This is a genomic window from Burkholderia pseudomultivorans (assembly GCF_902499075.1).
GTDB lineage: Bacteria > Pseudomonadota > Gammaproteobacteria > Burkholderiales > Burkholderiaceae > Burkholderia > Burkholderia pseudomultivorans.
In genome coordinates this window covers 39,527-58,386 of sequence record NZ_CABVPP010000050.1, presented here as the reverse complement: position 1 = coordinate 58,386, position 18,860 = coordinate 39,527, and the positions used below count along the sequence as shown (strand labels likewise).

The following is an 18,860-nucleotide window of genomic DNA, read 5'->3' as shown; positions in this document are numbered from 1 at the left end:
ACCGCGCCGCGCGGCGCACGCTCAGGCAAGCGCGCCGACACCGGCGCGTCGCGCGCGCACGACATCGCGCGCCGCGTGCTCGCCGAGGCCGGCGAAGCGCCGCCGCCCGTCGCGCGCACGAACGACGGCGAGGCTTCGCATGACTGAACGCACGCTGATCGCGGCGATCGGCGCTGAACCGATCGGCACGCTGCACGAAAACCGCAACCTGTGGGCGTTCGAATACGCGCCGTCGTGGCTCGCGCATCCGGCGCACTTCGCACTGAGTCCGCACCTGCCGCTGCAGGCCGACATGCTGCGCGACGGCGCGACGACGCGCCCCGTCCAGTGGTATTTCGACAATCTGCTGCCCGAGGAAGCGGTGCGCGCGCTGCTCGCGCGCGACGCGGGGCTGCCCGACATCGGCGATGCCTTCGCGCTGCTCGAGCATTACGGGCGCGAATCGGCCGGCTCGGTCACGCTGCGCCTGCCCGACGACGCGGCGGACGACGACACGACGCTGCGCCCGCTCGACGCGGCCGCGCTCGACGCGCGCATCCGCGCGCTGCCGGCCGTGCCGCTCACGCACGACGCGCCGAAGAAGATGTCGCTCGCCGGCGCACAGCACAAGCTGCCCGTCGTGCTGCGCGACGGCCGTCTGTTCGAGCCGAGCGGGCAGGCCGTGTCGACGCATATCCTGAAGCCCAATCATCCGCACGCGCACGACTATCCGCATTCGGTCGTCAACGAATGGTTCGTGATGACGCTCGCGCGCCGCGTCGGCCTCGACGTGCCCGACGTCGAGCGCCGCTACGTGCCTGCGCCGGTCTACGTGATCCGTCGTTTCGATCGCATCGACACCGACGCGGGCGTCGAACGACGCCACGCGATCGACGGCTGCCAGGTGCTGAACCTGCCCGCGACGATGAAGTACACGGGCTGGTCGCTCGACGCGCTGGCCGCACTCGCGAACGCGTGCCGCGCGCCGGCGCCGGTGCGGCTGCGGATCTTTCGCTGGCTCGTGTTCTGCGTGATCGTCGGCAACGGCGATTCGCATCTGAAGAATCTCAGCTTCATCGTCGGCGACAGCGGGCTCGCACTCGCACCGCACTACGATCTGCTGTGCGACAGCGTCTACGAAACCGCCGCATACAGTGCGCGCGGCCGCTGGCCCGATCTGACGGAATTCACGCGGCCGGTCGCGGGCGTGCAGCGCTATGCGGATTTCACGCGCGACGTGCTCGAACGGGCCGGCGCGGCGCTCGGCCTGACGCGCGCGACCGCGCAGCGCCATCTCGACACGCTCGTCGCGCAGATACCGGCGCACGCGGACGCGCTGCTCGCCGAAGTCGCACGCGAAAACGATGCGATGCGCGATGCGCGCCCCGAGCTGACCGCGACGCTCGGCGGCGAGATGCATCTGCTGCGCGCGATCCGGCACATCGTGATTCAGGAGATGGTCGAGCGGCTGCGGCCACGCTGACGGCCGCGCGCCGTTCGCGGCGCCGCGCTGCGTGTCGTGCGTCGAACCCGCGTGCAGCGCATGCGCGGCGCGGCGCGCGGTTGCCCGCTACCGCGCCGTCTGCTGCCGCTGCACTTCCTGCGCCTTCATCTGCAGATAGTCGCTGCGATCGACCTCGTGCAGTTGCCGCGGATACTGCTCGGTCGCGTCGAACCAGCGCACGAGACGCTGGTCGAGCGGCTTGTCGAGCGTCGCGAGATACGCGTCGATCGCGAGGTAGTAGCGCATCGTGTTGCGCTCGAGCAGCCCGCGCACGCCGCCGACATAGTGCGGCTTGCCGCCCGACGCATCGGCGACGGTCGTGAAGCCGACCTTGTCGCTGCCGATCGTCGACAGGTACGTCTTCATCGCGAGCCGGCCGACCGTGCCGAAGCCGTACGAATACGTCAGATGCAAGAACGTGCGCGACTCGCCGAGCGGCACGGCTTCCAGCGCGATCCGGTAATCCTTCGTGCTCATCGGCCCGCTGTCGGCAGTCAGGTCGACCTGGAAATAATCGGGTGTCGCAGCCGCGACGCGATAGCGAAACTGCAGCCGGTACGTGTCCGACAGTTTCTGCTCGGTCTTGCGTCCGATATTCACGTCGAGCACCGCGCCGTTGCCGCCGGACGACGCATGGCAATACTTCGTGTTCAGATGCAGGATCAGCACCGCACACCAGTTCGCCGGGCCCTGCGCGGGATCGTTCAACTTGCCGTTGACGACCTGGAACGGGTAGTCGACCACCGCGTAGATGTCGCCCTTGAGCGTCGACGCCGCTTCCGACGACTCGAGGTACAGCGGGCGGTGGAACGGGTTGTTCTTCAGTTGATCGCCGAGGCTGTGGTAGCGCTCGAGCAGTGCGGCGGCGCCGTCGGCGCCGAACGACAGGGCGCTCCAGGCGATACAGCAGAGGGCGACGAGCGCGCGGGCGGCAAGACCGGCGAACCGCATCGGGCGCAGGCGTTCGGATAGCTCCATTCATGTGCTCCAACAGGTTGCACGACAGGGCTGCATCAAACGGACAGCATACGCCCGGATCGACAGCGATGCGCCCGCCCGAGTTTCATCGTACGCAAGGATCGGCGATCGGGCGGCCGCCGCACGCCGTCGCACTATCCACAGTTTCACTGGACAACCATGTGGAAAACCGGCGCTCTCCCTTGTCCCGCCTGGGTTTGCACGGCGCGCCCATAAAATGGGCAATGTACCGGGTCTGGATCGTCGAGACGGGCTTTCACCGCGTCATCGGCCGAGCGCCGACGAGCCGCTGCGTCGCCGGCTCCGATCGACCGCTCCCCGCGTCGCGCAACCTCGCCGCCCGAAAAACGAGCGCGCCCGACGCTCACTTGTCTGCCGCGAACGCACTCGCCAGCTGCCGCGCACGCTTCACGTCGTCGCCGTGCAGATAGATCGACGTGGTCGAGATCGACGCGTGGCGCAGGTTGTCGCGCACGGTCGTCAGTTCCGCGCCGCGCGCGAGCGCATGCGTCGCATGCGTGTGGCGCATCCAGTGCGGGCTCGCCTGCCGCAGCTTCTGCGCGAGCGCCGGATTGTCCGCTTCGACGAGATCGGCCGTCTGCACGAAGAAGCGCTGCATCACCTTCCACAGCCGCACGCTCGTGATCGGCGCCGCACCGTCCTCGGTGAGCCGCGAAATCAGCGGCGTGTCGGGCCGCCAGCGAACCGGCGTGACCGGTAATCGGCGTGCGACCAGATAGCGATCGAGCGCCGTCCGCGCGAGCGGCGGCAACGCGACGCGCGCCGCCTTGCTGCCTTTACCGACGACTTTCAGCCACGCGTCGCCGTGCGCATCGGTGTCGATGTCGCCGAGCGTCGCGCCGACCAGTTCGCTCGCGCGCAGCCCGGTCGCGTAGCCGAAATCGAGGATGAAGCGCAGCCGCTGCGCGGCCGCCGGCGTCCATGCGGCAGCCGGCACGTCGGTCTTGCGGAACTCGAGTCCGTCGGCGATCGTCCGCACCAGCAGCCACTCGCCTTCGGTAAACGCGTGCGACGTATCGAGCGCGCTCGCGCCGCGCGAGTCGCGCACCTTCACGCCGGCAAACGGATTCGCGAGCACGTAGCGCTGCTCGATCAGCCAGCGGAACATCGCGCCGAGCACCGACAGCGCATACGCGGCCGAGCGCGCCGACAGCGCGCCGGAAAACGGCCGCCAGTCCGGCGCGCCGCGTGGCCGCACGGGCCCGATCCAGCGCTCGTGCGGCGTCGGCCGCCGCAGGAACGCGCGATACGCGAGCGCGTCTTCGGTCGTCAACGACGACAGCGCACGGCCGCGCTCGACGATCGCCCAGAGGATCAGCCGCTCCGCTTCCTTCCGGTAGGCGCGCCGCGTCGCGGCCGACTCGTGCAGCGACAGCCACGCATGCACGGCCGCGTAATCGTTGTCGGCGTCGAGTGTGCAGGTCGCGCGCGGTGCGCGGAACGTGCCGGCCGATCCGTCGACTTCGTGCGGCAGCTTCAGCTGTTCCCATGGGACGATCGTGCCGCGCGGCGTCGCGGCAATCAACGCGCGCGCACGCTCGGTCAGCGCCGGATGCGCGGCGAAGAACGCCTCGATGCGCCGCGCACCGGCAAGGCCGAGGCCCGCGATCGCCTTCCACCACTGACGCCGGCGCGGAATCCGCACGGTCAGATCGGCGAGCGTCGCGATCCCGTGCGCGCGCAGCGCGGCGACCGCGCGCGCGGGCAGCCACGCATCGATCGCGTCGCCGATCTGCGGCACCGGCGCGCGCGCATGCCGCAGCACGCCGATCGCGTCGGTTGCCGCCTTCGCTTCCCGTAAACGCTCACCGTCGGGATGCGCGAGACAGGCCGCGAGATCGGGGCGGCCGACCTCGCGCGCGATGCGCACGAGCCGTCGGCGAATGCCGCCGATCACGCCGCGCGCCGAGCGGCCGTTGCCGAGGCGGTCGGGCAGATAGCGCTCGACCGCATCGCGCACGGGCATCCCCGCATACCACGCGCGCAGCGCGGCGAGTTCGTCGGCATCGGGAAAGCCTGCGGGCGCAGGGACGGGATCGGAGGAAGACAGGAGCGTGACGCGCGGTTTCATGGGCGCCAGTTTGACAGAACTGCGCGCGGCAGAAAACGCATGCAGCGCGGCGCCCGTCGCGATACGGCGCGCGCTGCCGGCAGCGCGTCGCCGCAGGCGGCGAGCGCCTCAGCCCGTGACGGGCGTGCGCCGCACTTCGGACAGATAGATCAGGATCAGCGACACCCACACGACGCCGTACAGCAACATGAAGCAGGTCGTGCGCACGCGCAGCAGATCGAGCAGCAGCCCGAACAGGATCGGCAACAGGAAGCCGCCGAGCCCGCCCGCAAGGCCGACGATGCCGGTCACGACGCCCATGTTGTCCGGGAAGTCGTCGGCGACGTACTTGAAGGTCGACGCCATTCCGAGCGCGAACACCGCGCCGAGCACGAACGTCAGCGCGACGAAACCGGCGACCGGCATCGACACGTTGATCGCCGCCGTGCCGTCGATCGTATGAATCACGAAGTCGGTAGCCGGATACGACAGCAGGAAGAGGCAAATCCACGCGACCCACAGCCCCCACCAGGTGACGGCATGCGCGCCGAAGCGGTCGGCGAGCGCGCCGCCGAGCGCGCGCAGCACGGAGCCCGGCAGCGAGAAGCCGGCCGCGAACGCGGACGCCATCACGAGCGACATTCCGTATTCGGCTTTCAGGTACTGCGGAATCCACAGCGACAGCGCGGTAAAGCCGCCGAACGTGATCGAGTAGTACTGGCAGAGCCGCCACACGCGCGGATCGCGCAGCACCTTGAACGAATCGAGCCACGAGCCGGCCGCCTTGCCCGCGCCCGGATCGCGCGCGGACATCAGCCAGAAGATCACGGCCGTGACGAGCAGCGCGACCGCGTAGACGCGCGGCACCGTGCGCCAGCCGTATGCGGACAGCAGCAGCGGCGTGACGAACAGGTTCACGGCCGCGCCGCAGGTGCCCGCGCCGAACACGCCCATCGCGAGCCCGCGCCGCTCGGGCGGAAAGAAACGCGCGACATACGGCGTGCCGACCGCGAACGATGCGCCGACGCAGCCGAGAAACAAGCCGATCACGAGGAACTGCCACAGCGCGTTCGCATAGCTCACGAGATAGACCGGCACGGCGCACACGACGAGCAGCACCGTCATCACGATCCGGCCGCCGAAGCGGTCGGTCCACGTGCCGAGCGGCAGCCGCATCAGCGCGCCGGTCAGCACCGGCGTCGACGTCAGCAGGCCGAATTCCGTACTGTTCAGCCCGAGCTCCGTGCGCAGCTGCACGCCGAGCACGCCGAACATCATCCACACGACGAAACACACGATGAAGGCGAGCGTACTGCCGGCCAGCACCGACCATGCGCGCAGCGGAATCGCCGGCGCGCCCGCGGGCGGTACCGGACTTTGTTGTTGTCGAATTGCCATATCAGAAAAATCCCGTGTCATTGGACGAGCGGCCCGTTCGCGCCGTCGAAGCGCACGCCTTCGATGCGCGCGCCGCCCGCGAGAATCGCCACGTATTGCCGCATCGCGCGCTGGCGCACGCGCGCCGTCAGATGCGCGGCAATCTGCGCGGCGACTGCGTCGAACGGCACCGTGTCGCCCGCTACGCGCCGGTCGATCCGCACGATATGAAAGCCGAAGCGCGTGTTGACGAGTTTCGGCAGCACGCCGAGGCCGTCGGTATCGAACAGCGCGGCTTCGAACTCGGGCACGGTATCGCCGCGCAGCACTTGCCCGAGGCTGCCGCCGACCTGCGCCGACGGACAATTCGACGACGCGCGCGCCACCGCGTCGAACGTATCGGGCGCGGCCACCACGTCGGCAAGCGCACGCTCGGCGCGCTGCCGCAGCGGCGCGAGCGGCACGCGGTCGGTCACCGCGAACAGCACGTGGCTCGCATAGACGATGTCGTTGCGCCGAAAGCGCGCCGGATGCTGCGCGTAGTAGCGCTCGCAATCGGCGCGATCGGGCTCCGGCACATGCGTCAGCTCGCGCGCGAGCAGCGCGTCGAGCGCCGCGTCGTCGAGCGGCGCGCCTTCGTCGAGCAATGCGAGCGACACCGCACGCTGCCGCAACAGTTCGCGCACGGCGAGCGCATGCCGTGCCGCATCGAGCGGGTCGCGCGCATCGCCGTGATGCTCGGCTTCGGCCGCGATCGCGTCGTCGCCGATCGCGATGCCGTTGACGACGAGCGGCGCCGTCGCGGCTTCGGAGAGAACGTCGTTCATGCGATCCCTTCAGCGCTTGCGCACGAGCTGATACGGGCGGACCAGATAGGCGACCGACGCGATGCCGCTCCAGATATGCACCATCCGCGTGAACGGCGAGACGAGGAAGATCGTGAAGCCGAGCAGGATATGCAGCCGGTACGTGAGCGGCACGCCGACGAGCAGGCTCGCGACGTCCGGCCGGAACGTGACGACGCCCTTCACGTAGTCGGTCAATTGCTCGAACATCGCGCCGTCCATGTGGCGCGTCGACAGCACGACGGTGCCGAGCCCGAGCGCGAGCTGCAGCCACAGCATCAGCACGATCACGATGTCGGACTGCCGGCTGCTGCGACGGATGCGCACGTCGCCGAGCCGCCGCCAGATCAGGATCGTCAGCCCGACGATCGACACGAGGCCGGCCGCGCCCCCCGCCACCATCGCGACGAGCTGGTGGCCCGACGCCGACAGAAACGGCGACACGAGCCAGTGCGGCGCGAGAAACCCCGCGAAGTGCCCGAGCACGACGACGAGCACACCCCAATGAAACAGGTTGCTGCCGAGCCGCAGCGCGCCGTGCCGCAGCAGTTGCGACGAGTCGCTTTTCCACGTGTACTGCTCGCGGTCGAAGCGGATCAGGCTGCCGAGCAGCAGCACCGCGAGACAGATATACGGGTAGATCCCGAACAGGAACGTATGCAGGTAATCGTTCATCGCTTTCCCCAGTAAGACGCGGCACTCACGCGCGACGCGCGGGCCGCCGGTCGTGGAATTGCACGGTTTGCTCGGCCGGCGTCGCCGCGCCGACGAAACGCACGGCCTCGTCCGCATACGCGGCGTCGAGCCCGCGATAGTCGGGACGCTCGGCCGCCGCGTCGTCGGCCGCCGACGTCGGCGCATCGGCCGGTGCGAGCCCGGCCATCGGCAGCAGCGCGCCGACGACGAAGCTGTAATGACTGCCGCGCTGCGCGAGCTGTGCCGCGAGCGCGCGCAGGATGTCGCCGGTCTCGCCGAGCAGATTGCGCGCGTCGGGCGCCGGCAGCCGCGACAGATATTCGAGGAACACCGGCAGATAGTCCGGCAGTTCGCCGGGCTTCAGATACAGCCCATGCTGCTCGTACATCTGCAGCAGATCGACCATCGCCTGGCCGCGGTCGCGCGATTCACCGTGCACGTGCTCGAACAGATGCAGCGACGTCGCGCGGCCGCGGTCGAACAGCGCGACATAGTTCTCCTGCAGCGTCAGCAGATCGCGTTCGCGCAGATACGCGAAGAACCGCTCGAGGCCCGTGCGCACCGCTTTCGGCCAGCGCGTGCGCGTGCCGTCGCGCAGATGCGCTTCGATCGAATCGAGCGCATCGACGAGCGCGTCGTCCGGATAGTCGAGCAGCGCCGCAAATGCCGCGTAGGTCGGATCGGGTGCGCTGCTCATCGCGACACCTCGCGAATCGGAATCGTCTTCGTGCCCTTCTCCTTCTTCGCGCTGAACAGGCTCGCGGACGACCGGCCGTCCGAACAGCCGTTGCCGAACGAGAAGCCGCACGAGGCGCGCAGGTCGTACGCGTTCTCCGCATACTCGCGATGCGTGGTCGGGATCACGAAGCGATCCTCGTAGTTCGCGATGGCAAGGTAGCGGTACATCTCGTCGACCTGCGCGACCGACAGCCCGACCTGGTCGAGCACGCCGCGCGCCTCGATGCCGTCCACGTGCCGCGCGCGCATGAACGCGCGCATCGCGAGCAGCCGCTCGAGCGCGAGCTTCACGGGCGCTTCGTCGCCGGCGGTCAGCAGGTTCGCGAGATAACGCAGCGGAATGCGCAGCGATTCGACGTCGGGCAGATAGCCGTTCATCCCGAGCGTGCCGCTGTTCGCGGCCGCGTTGATCGGCGACAGCGGCGGCACGTACCAGACCATCGGCAGCGTCCGGTATTCCGGATGCAGCGGGAACGCGATCTTCCAGTCGATCGCCATCTTGTAGGTCGGCGAGCGGCGCGCGGCCTCGAGCCAGGCGGCCGGCACGCCGTCGCGCTCGGCCTGCGCGATCACGGCCGGATCGTCCGGATCGAGGAACAGCGACAGCTGCGCGTCGTACAGGTCCTTGTCGTTCTCGACGCTCGCCGCTTCGCCGATGCGGTCGGCGTCGTACAGCAGCACGCCGAGATAACGGATGCGGCCGACGCAGGTTTCCGAGCAGACGGTCGGCTGCCCGGCCTCGATGCGCGGATAGCAGAAGATGCACTTCTCGGCCTTGCCGCTTTGCCAGTTGTAGTAGATCTTCTTGTACGGGCATCCCGACACGCACATGCGCCAGCCGCGGCACTTGTCCTGGTCGATCAGCACGATGCCGTCCTCCTCGCGCTTGTAGATCGAGCCCGACGGGCACGACGCGACGCACGCCGGATTCAGGCAGTGCTCGCACAAGCGCGGCAGGTACATCATGAACGTGTTCTCGAACTGCCCGTAGATCTCCTTTTGCACGTCCTCGAAGTTGTAATCCTGCGCGCGCTTCTCGAACTCGCCGCCGAGGATTTCCTCCCAGTTCGGCCCCCACTCGATCTTCTCGAGCCGCTGGCCGCTCACGAGCGAACGCGGCCGTGCAACGGGCATCGCGTTCGTGTTGCCGGCTTCCTGCAGATGCGCATAGTCGAACGTGAACGGTTCGTAGTAGTCGTCGATCTCGGGCAGATGCGGGTTCGCGAAAATCTGCGCGAGCAGCCGCCACTTGCTGCCCAGGCGCGGCTCGATCTTGCCGTCCGCGCGGCGCTGCCAGCCGCCGCGCCAGCGGTCCTGGTTCTCCCAGTCCTTCGGATAGCCGATGCCCGGCTTCGTCTCGACATTGTTGAACCACGCGTATTCCATGCCTTCGCGGCTCGTCCAGACGTTCTTGCAGGTCACCGAGCACGTGTGGCAACCGATGCATTTGTCGAGATTCAGCACCATCGCGATCTGTGCGCGTACTTTCATGATGCTTCTCCTTCGCGTACCGCCTGCGTTGTCGGGTGGCCCGCGTGTTCTTCTCCGTCGAGCCAGTCGATCCGGTTCATCTTGCGCACGATCAGGAACTCGTCGCGGTTCGAGCCGACCGTTCCGTAGTAGTTGAAGCCGTACGACAGCTGCGCGTAGCCGCCGATCATGTGCGTCGGCTTCAGCGCGATGCGCGTGACCGAGTTATGGATGCCGCCGCGCGTACCGGTGATTTCGGAGCCCGGCGTGTTCACGATCTTTTCCTGCGCGTGATACATCATCACCATCCCGGCCGGAATCCGCTGGCTCACCACCGCGCGCGCGCACAGCGCGCCGTTCGCGTTGTAGCACTCGATCCAGTCGTTGTCGGCCACGCCGATCGCCTTCGCGTCGTCCTCCGACATCCAGACGATCGGCCCGCCGCGCGACAGCGTCAGCATCAGCAGGTTGTCCGTGTACGTGCTGTGAATGCCCCACTTCTGGTGCGGCGTCAGGAAGTTCAGCACGCGTTCCGGGTTGCCGTTCGAGCGCTTGCCGAGCATGTGCGCGTAGCTGCCCGTGTCGATCGGCGGCTTGTACACGCACAGCGACTCGCCGAACGCGCGCATCCACGGATGATCCTGATAGAGCTGCTGGCGGCCCGTCAGCGTGCGCCACGGCACGAGCTCGTGCACGTTGACGTAGCCCGCGTTGTACGACACGTGTTCCGACTCGATCCCGCTCCACGTCGGCGACGAGATGATCTTGCGCGGCTGCGCCTGGATGTCGCGGAAGCGGATCTTCTCGTCCGCACGCGCGGCGGCCAGATGCGTGTGATCGATGCCCGTCGTGCGCGACAGCGCACGCCAGGCCTTCACCGCGACCTCGCCGTTCGTCTCGGGCGCGAGCGCGAGGATCACCTCGGCCGCGTCGAGCGCGGTATCGATGCGCGGGCGGCCCTGCGTCGCGCCCGCCTCGACGCGATAGTTCAGCTCGCCGAGCAGCTTCACTTCGTCCTGCGTGTCCCAGCCGATCCCCTTGCCCGCATTGCCGAGCGTGTCCATCAGCGGGCCGAGCGACGTGAAGCGCGCGTACGTGTTCGGATAGTCGCGCTCGACGACGGCCACCGACGGCATCGTGCGGCCCGGTACCGGCTCGCATTCGCCGCGCTTCCAGTCGCGCACGTCGAACGGCTGCGCGAGCTCGGCCGGCGTGTCGTGCGCGATCGGTGCGAGCACGACGTCGCGCTCGACGCCGAGATGGCCGTCGCAGAGTTCGGAGAAGCGCTTCGCGATGCCCTTGAAGATCTCCCAGTCGCTTTTCGCCTCCCACGCGGGATCGACGGCCGCCGACAGCGGATGGATGAACGGATGCATGTCGGACGTGTTCATGTCGTCCTTCTCGTACCACGTCGCGGTCGGCAGCACGACGTCCGAATACATGCAGGTCGTCGACATCCGGAAGTCGAGCGTCACGAGCAGATCGAGCTTGCCGCGCGGCGCGTCGTCGCGCCACGTCACTTCGTCGGGACGCCGGCCGCCCGTCGCGCCGAGGTCTTCGCCCTGCACGCCGTGCGTCGTGCCGAGCAGATGCTTGAGGAAATACTCGTGACCCTTGCCCGACGAACCGAGCAGGTTCGAGCGCCAGACGAACAGGTTGCGCGGATGGTTTTCCGGCGCGTCGGGGTCTTCGCAGGCCATGCGCAGCGTGCCCGACTTCAGCTGCTGCGCGATTTCGGCACCCGCCTGCGCCGGATCGGCAAGCTGCGCGCCGACCTGCAGCGGATTGCGCGCGAGCTGCGGCGCCGACGGCAGCCAGCCCATCCGCTCCGCGCGCACGTTGTAGTCGATCGGCGCGCCCTGGAATTGCGACGGATCCGCGAGCGGCGACAGCAGCGCCGCCGGGTCCATCGGATCGTAGCGCCACTGGTCCGTGTGCGCGTAGAAAAACGAGGTCGAGTTCATGTGACGCGGCGGACGGTGCCAGTCGAGCGCGAACGCGAGCGCGGTCCAGCCCGTCTGCGGGCGCAGCTTCTCCTGGCCCACGTAATGCGACCAGCCGCCGCCCGGCTTGCCGATGCAGCCGCACATGATCAGCATGTTGATGATCGCGCGGTACGACATGTCCATATGGAACCAGTGGTTGATCCCCGCGCCGATGATCACCATCGACTTGCCCTGCGTCTTGTGCGCGTTCTCCGCGAACTGGCGCGCGACCGCGATCACGTCCGCACGCTTCACGCCCGTGATCGCTTCCTGCCACGCGGGCGTGTACGGCAGATCGTCGTCGTAGCTCGCGGCCACGTCGCGGCCGCCGAGCCCCTGATCGAGCCCGTAGTTCGCGACGAACAGGTCGTACACGGTCGCGACCAGCATCTCGCCGTTGCGCGTCGCGATGCGGCGCACGCCGATCCGGCGCGACAGTTCCGCGCGATGCTGCGTCGAGTTGAAGTGCGCATGCGGCTGATTGCCGAAGTACGGGAACCGTACCTCCACCACGTCGTCGTGCTCGGTCGTGCACGACAGCCGCGGCGACAGCGCCGCGCCGCCCGACGTCTCGCTGCGCAGGTTCCACTTGCCGGCGTCCGCGGCGCCCTGCTGCGCCCAGCGGAAGCCGACCGAGCCGACCGGCACGACGAACTCGCCCGTCGCATCGTCGATCATCACGGTCTTCCACTCGGGATGCGCGGCCTCGTCGAGCGCGTCGTCGAAGTCCGACGCACGCACGAGCCGCTCGGGCACGTAGCCGTCGCCGTGCGGCACGAGCCGCACGAGGCACGGCATGTCGGTATAGCGCTTGCAGTAGTCGACGAAGTAGTCGCTGCGCGTCGGGCCCGCGAGATGAAACTCCTTCAGGATCACATGGCCCATCGCGAGCGCGAGCGCCGCGTCGGTGCCCTGCTTCGGATGCAGCCACAGGTCGCCGAATTTCGCGCCCTCCGAATAGTCGGGGAACACCGACACGACCTTGGTGCCGCGATAGCGCGCCTCGACGAGAAAGTGCGCATCGGGCGTGCGCGTCTGCGGGACGTTGGAGCCCCACATCATGATGAAGGTCGAGTTGTACCAGTCCGCCGATTCGGGCACGTCGGTCTGCTCGCCCCAGGTTTGCGGCGACGCGGGCGGCAGGTCGCAGTACCAGTCGTAGAAGCTCAGGCACACGCCGCCGATCAGCGACAGATACCGCGAGCCGGCCGCATACGACACCATCGACATCGCCGGGATCGGCGAGAAGCCGACAACGCGATCGGGGCCGTGACGTCCCACAGTGTGGACATTGGCCGCCGCGACGATCTCGTTGACCTCGTCCCAGCTCGCGCGCACGAAACCGCCGAGCCCGCGCCGGCTCTGATACGCGCGGCGCGCTTCGTCGTCGTCGACGATCGAGCGCCATGCCTCGACCGGCGCCATCGTGCGGCGCCGCTCGCGCCACAGCTTCACGAGCGCGCTGCGCACGAGCGGATGCTTGAGACGGTTCGCGCTGTACAGGTACCACGAGTACGACGCGCCGCGCGAGCAGCCGCGCGGCTCGTGATTCGGCATGTCGGGGCGCGTGCGCGGATAGTCGGTCTGCTGCGTTTCCCACGTGACGATCCCGCCTTTCACGTAGACCTTCCACGAGCACGAACCGGTGCAGTTGACGCCGTGTGTCGAGCGGACGACCTTGTCGTGCTGCCAGCGCAGCCGATAGCCGTCCTCCCACTGACGATCCTCGTCGGTGACGGCGCCGTGGCCGTCGGAGAAGCGCGGCCGCGCCGTCGTGAAGTAACGCAATCTATCCAGGAAATGGCTCATGGGGATCTCGTTCTTTTACGGTCTTTCGGCAGACCTTGATCATTTAAGGAGGCCGCAACGGCGAAGTAAAGGACGCGTTTCGGCCTGCATGCTGCGCGTGGCGGATCATCGTCATGGTGGCGACGTTCGGCGCATCGTTTACCGATACGAACCACGACATTGCTTACCCGATCGATTCACCGGAATTGAAACCATGTCGATGTCCTGATCGATTCGTGCGCCGTTGGCAGCACGTCGTCGACAGTGCTGCCGTCGCATCATGCGTCGCGCTTGTCGGCGACGTTCAGCATCACGACGAATCCGCACACGCCGACGATCAGCGCGATCGCGCCGCCGTGCAGTGCGGTCGGCTCGTCGAACAGCAGCCCGACGACGACGGCCATCATGCCGAGCAGCGTCACGAACACCGCGACCGTCGCGATGACGATCTTCGACGGGCGGCCGCTCATCATGCGTCCGCGCCGCTGCCCACATCGGACGACGCAGGTGCACGCTCGCCGCGAATCAGCAGCACCGGGCAGCATGCGCGGCGCACGAAGCGTTCGGCGACGCTGCCGAGCAGCATCCGCTGAATCCCGCGCCGCCCGTGCGTGCCGACCACCGCGAGATCGACGTCGTGCTCGTTCGCATAGCGTTGCAGTCGTGCGGCGACGTCCTCGCCAAGGCCGTCGGTTTCGACGAGTCCGGTGTCGCCGTTCACCGACGCTTGCCTGATCGCGTGCTCGGCCGCGCGCAGTGCGTCGATCCCGTCGCGGCGCAGTTCGTCGACCAGCGCCTGCGGATCGAAGCGGCCCGCGTACGCGAACAGCGCGGATCTGTCGACGACATAGACGACCGCGACCTGCGCGCCATTCGCTTTCGCGATTTTCAGCGCCTCGTCGAGCGCGTGTTTCGACGACGCACTGCCGTCGAACGCGACCATGATCGTGTTGTACATGCGGCTCTCTCCGGTTGCCGCCGCACGGAGGTTCGTGCGGCCATGCGACCATCATCCGCGGATCGGCGGCGCCCGACGTTGCGCGCGGTCAATCGAGGTTGCGCCGCTGCGTGCGTCAAAGCGACGCGCGGGTCGCGCCCGCACGCGGCGGCCCGCGCGGCCGCGCCCTGCAGTCCCCGCATCGAAAACGTTATCATCGACATGATTCGTTTCGTCCGGCTCGTTTGCCGGCTTCCTTTCACTACGCTCAACCGACATGACAACGACTATCGAACGCGTGGACGGCGCCGCCCAGCATCTCGTCGCCGCCCGCCATGCCGGCGCGCCCGGCCCGCTGCTGCCCGATGCTTTCCGTCCCGAAGACGTCGACACCGCGCTCGCGATCCAGCATCGCGTCGCGGACCTGCTCGGCGAGGCGATCGGCGGATGGAAGTGCGCGCTGCCGCCGCCCGAGCGCGTCGTCGTCGCGCCGATTTTCGCGTCGACGATCCGCGAAGCCGGCGCGCCGTACCGCGTCGTCACCAGCACGCCGAGCGTGCGGATCGAGCCCGAGATCGCCTTCGTGCTCGATCGCGACCTGCCGACCCGCGCGCAGCCGTACAGCGACGCCGACGTGCGCGACGCGATCCGCGAAGTGCGGCTCGTGCTCGAAGTGCTCGGCTGCCGCTATGCGGAACCCGCACGCGCGACGAAGCTCGAATTGCTCGCCGATGCGCAGTTCAATCAGGGGCTCTGCGTCGGGCCCGTCGTGCGCGACGGGCTGCATGCGTCGCTCGAAGCGTTCGAGATCGCGTTCGAGGGCGAGCTGCACCGCACGATCGACGGCCGCCATCCGGACGGCGATCCGCTGAAGCCGCTCGTCTGGCTCGCCAACTTCGCCGCGTCGCGCGGCGAGCCGCTGCGCGCCGGCCAGATCGTGACGACCGGTTCGTATGCGGGCGCGATCGAGGTGCCGCTCGGCGACGCGCTGACGGTCCGCTTCGGCGAACTCGGCAGCCTCGCGGTCACGCTGACCGCATAACGCACCGCCGTCCACGCACGCCGGCGACGCAATCCGGCATCATGGAGGGCGTGCCCTTTCCGCTCCGCGTCCTCGCCATGCCGCCGATTCCGCTACCCGCGCTGCTCGATCGCATCCTGCGCACCGTCGTGCGCCGCTATCGGCTGCCGCCGCTCGCGCGTTCGTCGTCGCTGGACGCATCGACGAACGCGGCCACCGTGATCGCGACCGTGATCGAGGAGGCGCGCGTCGCGCTCGCCGCGCACACGGCGCCCGAAGCCGCGCTGCAGGACCGCTTCGTCGCCGCGCTCGCGCGGATGATCCGCGATGCGGTCGATCCGCACATGGGCGATCCGGCGTTTCAGGCGGCGGTGCTGCGTCACGACGCGCCGAGCGTGCGCGACTACGCCGCGTTGTCTGCACATGCCGACCAGGACCGGCGCGCGCTGCGCTCGACCGTCAACACGCTCGCGCATCCGGCGAAGCGCGAACGTTGCGCCCATGCGTGGCAACGCGACGCGCTCGCGGAGCTCCATACCGCGGCATTTTCCGCATCGTGGAGCGCGTTCGATGCGACGGTGCGGCGGTGGCGCGCGCACCCGGACACCGCGAGCGATCCCGCGTTTGCGCGCGAACTCGCGAAACTGACGGACAGCCCGGCGCTCGCGCGCTTGCAACGCATCGATGCGCTCGCATCCGATCCGTCCGTGCGCCGCTACCGCGCGCTACTCGCGCGGCACGGCCCGCAGTCGGGCAGCGCGCTGGCGGTGGCACAAGGCGTCACGTCGCGGCAACGCGGTGCGGCCGTCGAAGCGGCGGCCGCGCAGGCGCTCGACGCGCTTGCGCAGCGGCTCGATGCGCACGACGGCACGCCGCGCTATCGCGTCGTGACCTCGATGCGCGTGCCGTCGGCGATACCCGGTCCGCACGATCGCGCCAAGACGGAATGGGATGCGGTATTGCTCGAGCGTGCGAACGACGATGCGCAGGCGCCGGTCTGGAACGTCTGCTTTCTCGTCGAAGCGAAGGCGTCCGCGGATGCGGCGACCACCGATCTGCCTAGACTGCAGCGCGGGTTGCGGCTGCTCGCCCAGGCCGACGCGGGCACCGTGTATTCGTTCGATACGCGGCAGGGCGCGGTACGCGTGACGGGTGCGTCGCTCCGTGCGCTGACGACCGACGAAGCGACGCTGCCGCGCGAAGTGATGTACTGCTGCGACGAGCACGCGGAGGTGACGCCGCGCCTGCTCGGCGCGGCCAGCCGCATGCAGCTGCTGTGCGCGCAGGCGAGCCTCGACTATGCGAGTACGCTGCTGCGAACCGGCGACGCCGATCCGCGCATGCTCGGCGTGATCTGGGAAGCGCTCGTCGGCGTGCCGCAATGGCGCTCCGTGCTGCACCAGTATTCGACGCTGCGTCAGGTGCGCGAGCTGATGGTGCGGATCGACGATCTGCTGGTGGCGATCGGCGACGCGGCGGCGTGACGCGCGACCGCCGCGTCGCGTCCGTTCATCGTGCGCCGTGGTGCGTGTGCGGCGCCGCTTCGTACCAGCGTCGCGATCGATTCACGACACCGACGACGAACAACATCACCGGCACCTCGATCAGCACGCCGACGACCGTCGCGAGCGCCGCGCCCGAGTGAAAGCCGAACAGGCTGATGGCGGTCGCGACGGCGAGTTCGAAGAAATTGCTCGCGCCGATCAGGCTCGACGGACCGGCGACGCAGTGCGCGACGCCGAGCCGCCGATTCAGCAGATACGCGAGACCGGAATTGAACAGGACCTGGATCAGGATCGGCACCGCGAGCAGCGCGATCACGCGCGGCGCGTCGACGATCGCGTCGCCCTGGAACGCGAACAGCAGCACGAGCGTGGCGAGCAGCGCGCCGATCGAATACGGGCCAAGACGCGCGACGGCGCGACGGAAATAGGCCTCGCCGCGCGCGAGCCAGCGCCGGCGCAGCCATTGCGCGACGAGCGCCGGAATCACGATGTACAGCACGACCGACATGATCAGCGTGTCCCACGGCACCGTGATCGCCGACAGCCCGAGCAGCAGCGCGACGAGCGGCGCGAACGCGACGACCATGATCGCGTCGTTGAGCGCGACCTGCGACAGCGTGAAATACGGATCGCCGTCGCACAGCTGCGACCAGACGAACACCATCGCGGTACACGGCGCGGCCGCGAGGAGAATCAGGCCCGCGACGTAGCTGTCGAGCTGCGCGGCCGGCAGCCACGGTGCGAACACGTGACGCACGAACACCCAGCCGAGCAGCGCCATCGAGAACGGCTTGATCAGCCAGTTGACGAAGAGCGTGACGCCGATGCCGCGCCATTGGCTGCGCACGCGCGACATCGCCGCCAGGTCGATCTTGACCAGCATCGGCACGATCATCACCCAGACGAGCACGCCGACCGGCAGGTTCACCTGCGCGACCTGCATCCGGCCGAGCGCGCGAAACACGTCCGGCAACAGCTGGCCGAGCGCGATGCCCGCGACGATGCAGAGCGCGACCCACGCGCTCAGGTAGCGCTCGAAAAACCCGATGGCCGGACGCGCGGCGCCGAGCGTCGTATCAGTGCCGCTCATCGCACGCCTGCCCCGGCTCTTCGCCAATCGCGCGCATCGCGTGCCGAATCGCGTCGCGATCGAGCGCGTCGAGCGGCAGCGCCAGGAATCGGCTCACGCGGTGCGCGATCTGGCGGCGCACCTTGTCGAATACGCTGCGTTTCTCGTCGTCGCTGCCCGCGCACGCGGCCGGATCTTCGAATCCCCAGTGCGCGGTGATCGGCCGGCCCGGCCACACCGGACACGCTTCGCCGGCCGCCGCGTCGCACACGGTCAGCACGAAATCCATCTGCGGCGCATCGGGCCGCGCGAATTCGTCCCAGCTCTTGCTGCGCAGCTGCGACGTATCGTAGCCGAGCGCCGCGCACTGCTCGATCGCGAACGGATTGACGACGCCCGCCGGGCGGCTGCCCGCGCTATACGCGCGAAACCGGCCGTTTCCCAGGACGTTGAACAGCGCTTCGGCCATCACGCTACGCGACGTGTTGCCGGTGCAGAGAATCAGAATCGAATAAGGTCGGTCGGTCACACGCGGCTCCACGGAAGATCACGACGGATTCGCCGCGGGCGGACAGCAGCCGCGCGCGTCGCTCGCCGCGCAGCTTGCGCCCGCGCAGCAGTTCTCCGTCAGGAAACCGATCAGGCCGTTCATCGCATCGAAGTGCGCCGTATAGAACACGAAGCGCCCTTCCTGCCGCGACTGCACGAGGCCGGCATGCGACAGATCCTTCAGATGAAACGACAGGCCCGACGGCGACAGCCCGAGCCGTTGCGCGATCTCACCGGCGGCGAGGCCGTTGGGGCCGGCCACCACGAGCGCACGGAAAATCGCGAGCCGCGATTCGTGCGCGAGCGCGCTCAGCGCGCGGACGACGTGATTGGAATCCATGCGCGGCA

At 68.5% G+C, this 18,860-nt stretch carries 16 protein-coding genes; 3 read left to right on the top strand and 13 right to left on the bottom strand.

What is annotated here, in order from left to right:
* Nucleotides 1-139: 139 nt before the first annotated feature.
* Nucleotides 140-1,462, top strand: a complete 1,323-nt coding sequence (locus tag BST28156_RS26180; protein WP_012217832.1) for a HipA domain-containing protein — start codon at nucleotides 140-142, stop codon at nucleotides 1,460-1,462.
* An 87-nt stretch (nucleotides 1,463-1,549) separates the two neighbouring features.
* Here the strand turns inward: BST28156_RS26180 and BST28156_RS26175 are convergent, their stop codons facing one another.
* The 10 genes from BST28156_RS26175 to BST28156_RS26130 form a co-directional block, all read right to left on the bottom strand.
* Nucleotides 1,550-2,461 carry a hypothetical protein gene (locus tag BST28156_RS26175; protein WP_012217831.1) on the bottom strand — a complete coding sequence of 304 codons (912 nt, stop codon included), beginning with the start codon at nucleotides 2,459-2,461 and terminating at the stop codon, nucleotides 1,550-1,552.
* Between the two features lie 364 nt (nucleotides 2,462-2,825).
* On the bottom strand, nucleotides 2,826-4,553 hold the full coding sequence (locus BST28156_RS26170) for a site-specific integrase (RefSeq protein WP_012217830.1): 1,728 nt from the start codon (nucleotides 4,551-4,553) through the stop codon (nucleotides 2,826-2,828).
* 108 nt (nucleotides 4,554-4,661) lie between these two features.
* Entirely contained in the window at nucleotides 4,662-5,930 is a 1,269-nt protein-coding gene (locus BST28156_RS26165) for an MFS transporter (protein WP_012217829.1), read from the bottom strand.
* A 17-nt stretch (nucleotides 5,931-5,947) separates the two neighbouring features.
* On the bottom strand, nucleotides 5,948-6,736 hold the full coding sequence (locus BST28156_RS26160) for a peptidylprolyl isomerase (protein ID WP_012217828.1): 789 nt from the start codon (nucleotides 6,734-6,736) through the stop codon (nucleotides 5,948-5,950).
* A 9-nt stretch (nucleotides 6,737-6,745) separates the two neighbouring features.
* Entirely contained in the window at nucleotides 6,746-7,429 is a 684-nt protein-coding gene (gene narI, locus BST28156_RS26155; protein WP_006402922.1) for a respiratory nitrate reductase subunit gamma, read from the bottom strand.
* A gap of 25 nt (nucleotides 7,430-7,454) precedes the next feature.
* On the bottom strand, nucleotides 7,455-8,147 hold the full coding sequence (gene narJ / locus BST28156_RS26150) for a nitrate reductase molybdenum cofactor assembly chaperone (protein WP_012217827.1): 693 nt from the start codon (nucleotides 8,145-8,147) through the stop codon (nucleotides 7,455-7,457).
* Nucleotides 8,144-9,679, bottom strand: coding sequence for a nitrate reductase subunit beta (narH, locus tag BST28156_RS26145; RefSeq protein ID WP_012217826.1), 1,536 nt, complete (start codon nucleotides 9,677-9,679; stop codon nucleotides 8,144-8,146). Before narH ends, narJ begins: the two co-directional genes overlap by 4 nt.
* Nucleotides 9,676-13,452 (bottom strand): nitrate reductase subunit alpha, encoded by a 3,777-nt coding sequence (locus tag BST28156_RS26140; RefSeq protein ID WP_012217825.1) that lies wholly within the window; start codon nucleotides 13,450-13,452, stop codon nucleotides 9,676-9,678. The genes narH and BST28156_RS26140 overlap by 4 nt, the downstream gene beginning before the upstream one ends.
* A gap of 257 nt (nucleotides 13,453-13,709) precedes the next feature.
* Nucleotides 13,710-13,901, bottom strand: coding sequence for a DUF2964 family protein (locus tag BST28156_RS26135; RefSeq protein WP_012464957.1), 192 nt, complete (start codon nucleotides 13,899-13,901; stop codon nucleotides 13,710-13,712).
* The gene (locus BST28156_RS26130) at nucleotides 13,901-14,389 is read right to left on the bottom strand and encodes a universal stress protein (protein ID WP_012217824.1); all 489 of its coding nucleotides are present in this window, start codon (nucleotides 14,387-14,389) and stop codon (nucleotides 13,901-13,903) included. Before BST28156_RS26130 ends, BST28156_RS26135 begins: the two co-directional genes overlap by 1 nt.
* 256 nt (nucleotides 14,390-14,645) lie before the next feature.
* On the opposite strand from BST28156_RS26130, the gene BST28156_RS26125 reads away from it, so the two are divergent.
* A complete protein-coding gene (locus tag BST28156_RS26125; protein WP_012217823.1) occupies nucleotides 14,646-15,410 on the top strand; it encodes a 2-keto-4-pentenoate hydratase in 765 nt (254 codons plus the stop codon).
* A 77-nt stretch (nucleotides 15,411-15,487) separates the two neighbouring features.
* Nucleotides 15,488-16,873: a hypothetical protein gene (locus BST28156_RS26120; protein ID WP_012464958.1), complete on the top strand. Its 1,386-nt coding sequence runs from the start codon at nucleotides 15,488-15,490 to the stop codon at nucleotides 16,871-16,873.
* Nucleotides 16,874-16,898: 25 nt separating this feature from the next.
* Here BST28156_RS26120 and arsB read toward each other — a convergent pair whose 3' ends face one another.
* From arsB to BST28156_RS26105, 3 genes are read right to left on the bottom strand one after another with little or no spacing between them, the layout of a single operon-like run.
* Nucleotides 16,899-17,984 carry an ACR3 family arsenite efflux transporter gene (arsB, locus tag BST28156_RS26115; protein ID WP_012217821.1) on the bottom strand — a complete coding sequence of 362 codons (1,086 nt, stop codon included), beginning with the start codon at nucleotides 17,982-17,984 and terminating at the stop codon, nucleotides 16,899-16,901.
* Nucleotides 17,971-18,492 (bottom strand): arsenate reductase ArsC, encoded by a 522-nt coding sequence (locus BST28156_RS26110; protein ID WP_012217820.1) that lies wholly within the window; start codon nucleotides 18,490-18,492, stop codon nucleotides 17,971-17,973. Before BST28156_RS26110 ends, arsB begins: the two co-directional genes overlap by 14 nt.
* A gap of 18 nt (nucleotides 18,493-18,510) precedes the next feature.
* On the bottom strand, nucleotides 18,511-18,852 hold the full coding sequence (locus BST28156_RS26105) for an ArsR/SmtB family transcription factor (protein ID WP_006408539.1): 342 nt from the start codon (nucleotides 18,850-18,852) through the stop codon (nucleotides 18,511-18,513).
* Nucleotides 18,853-18,860: the final 8 nt, after the last annotated feature.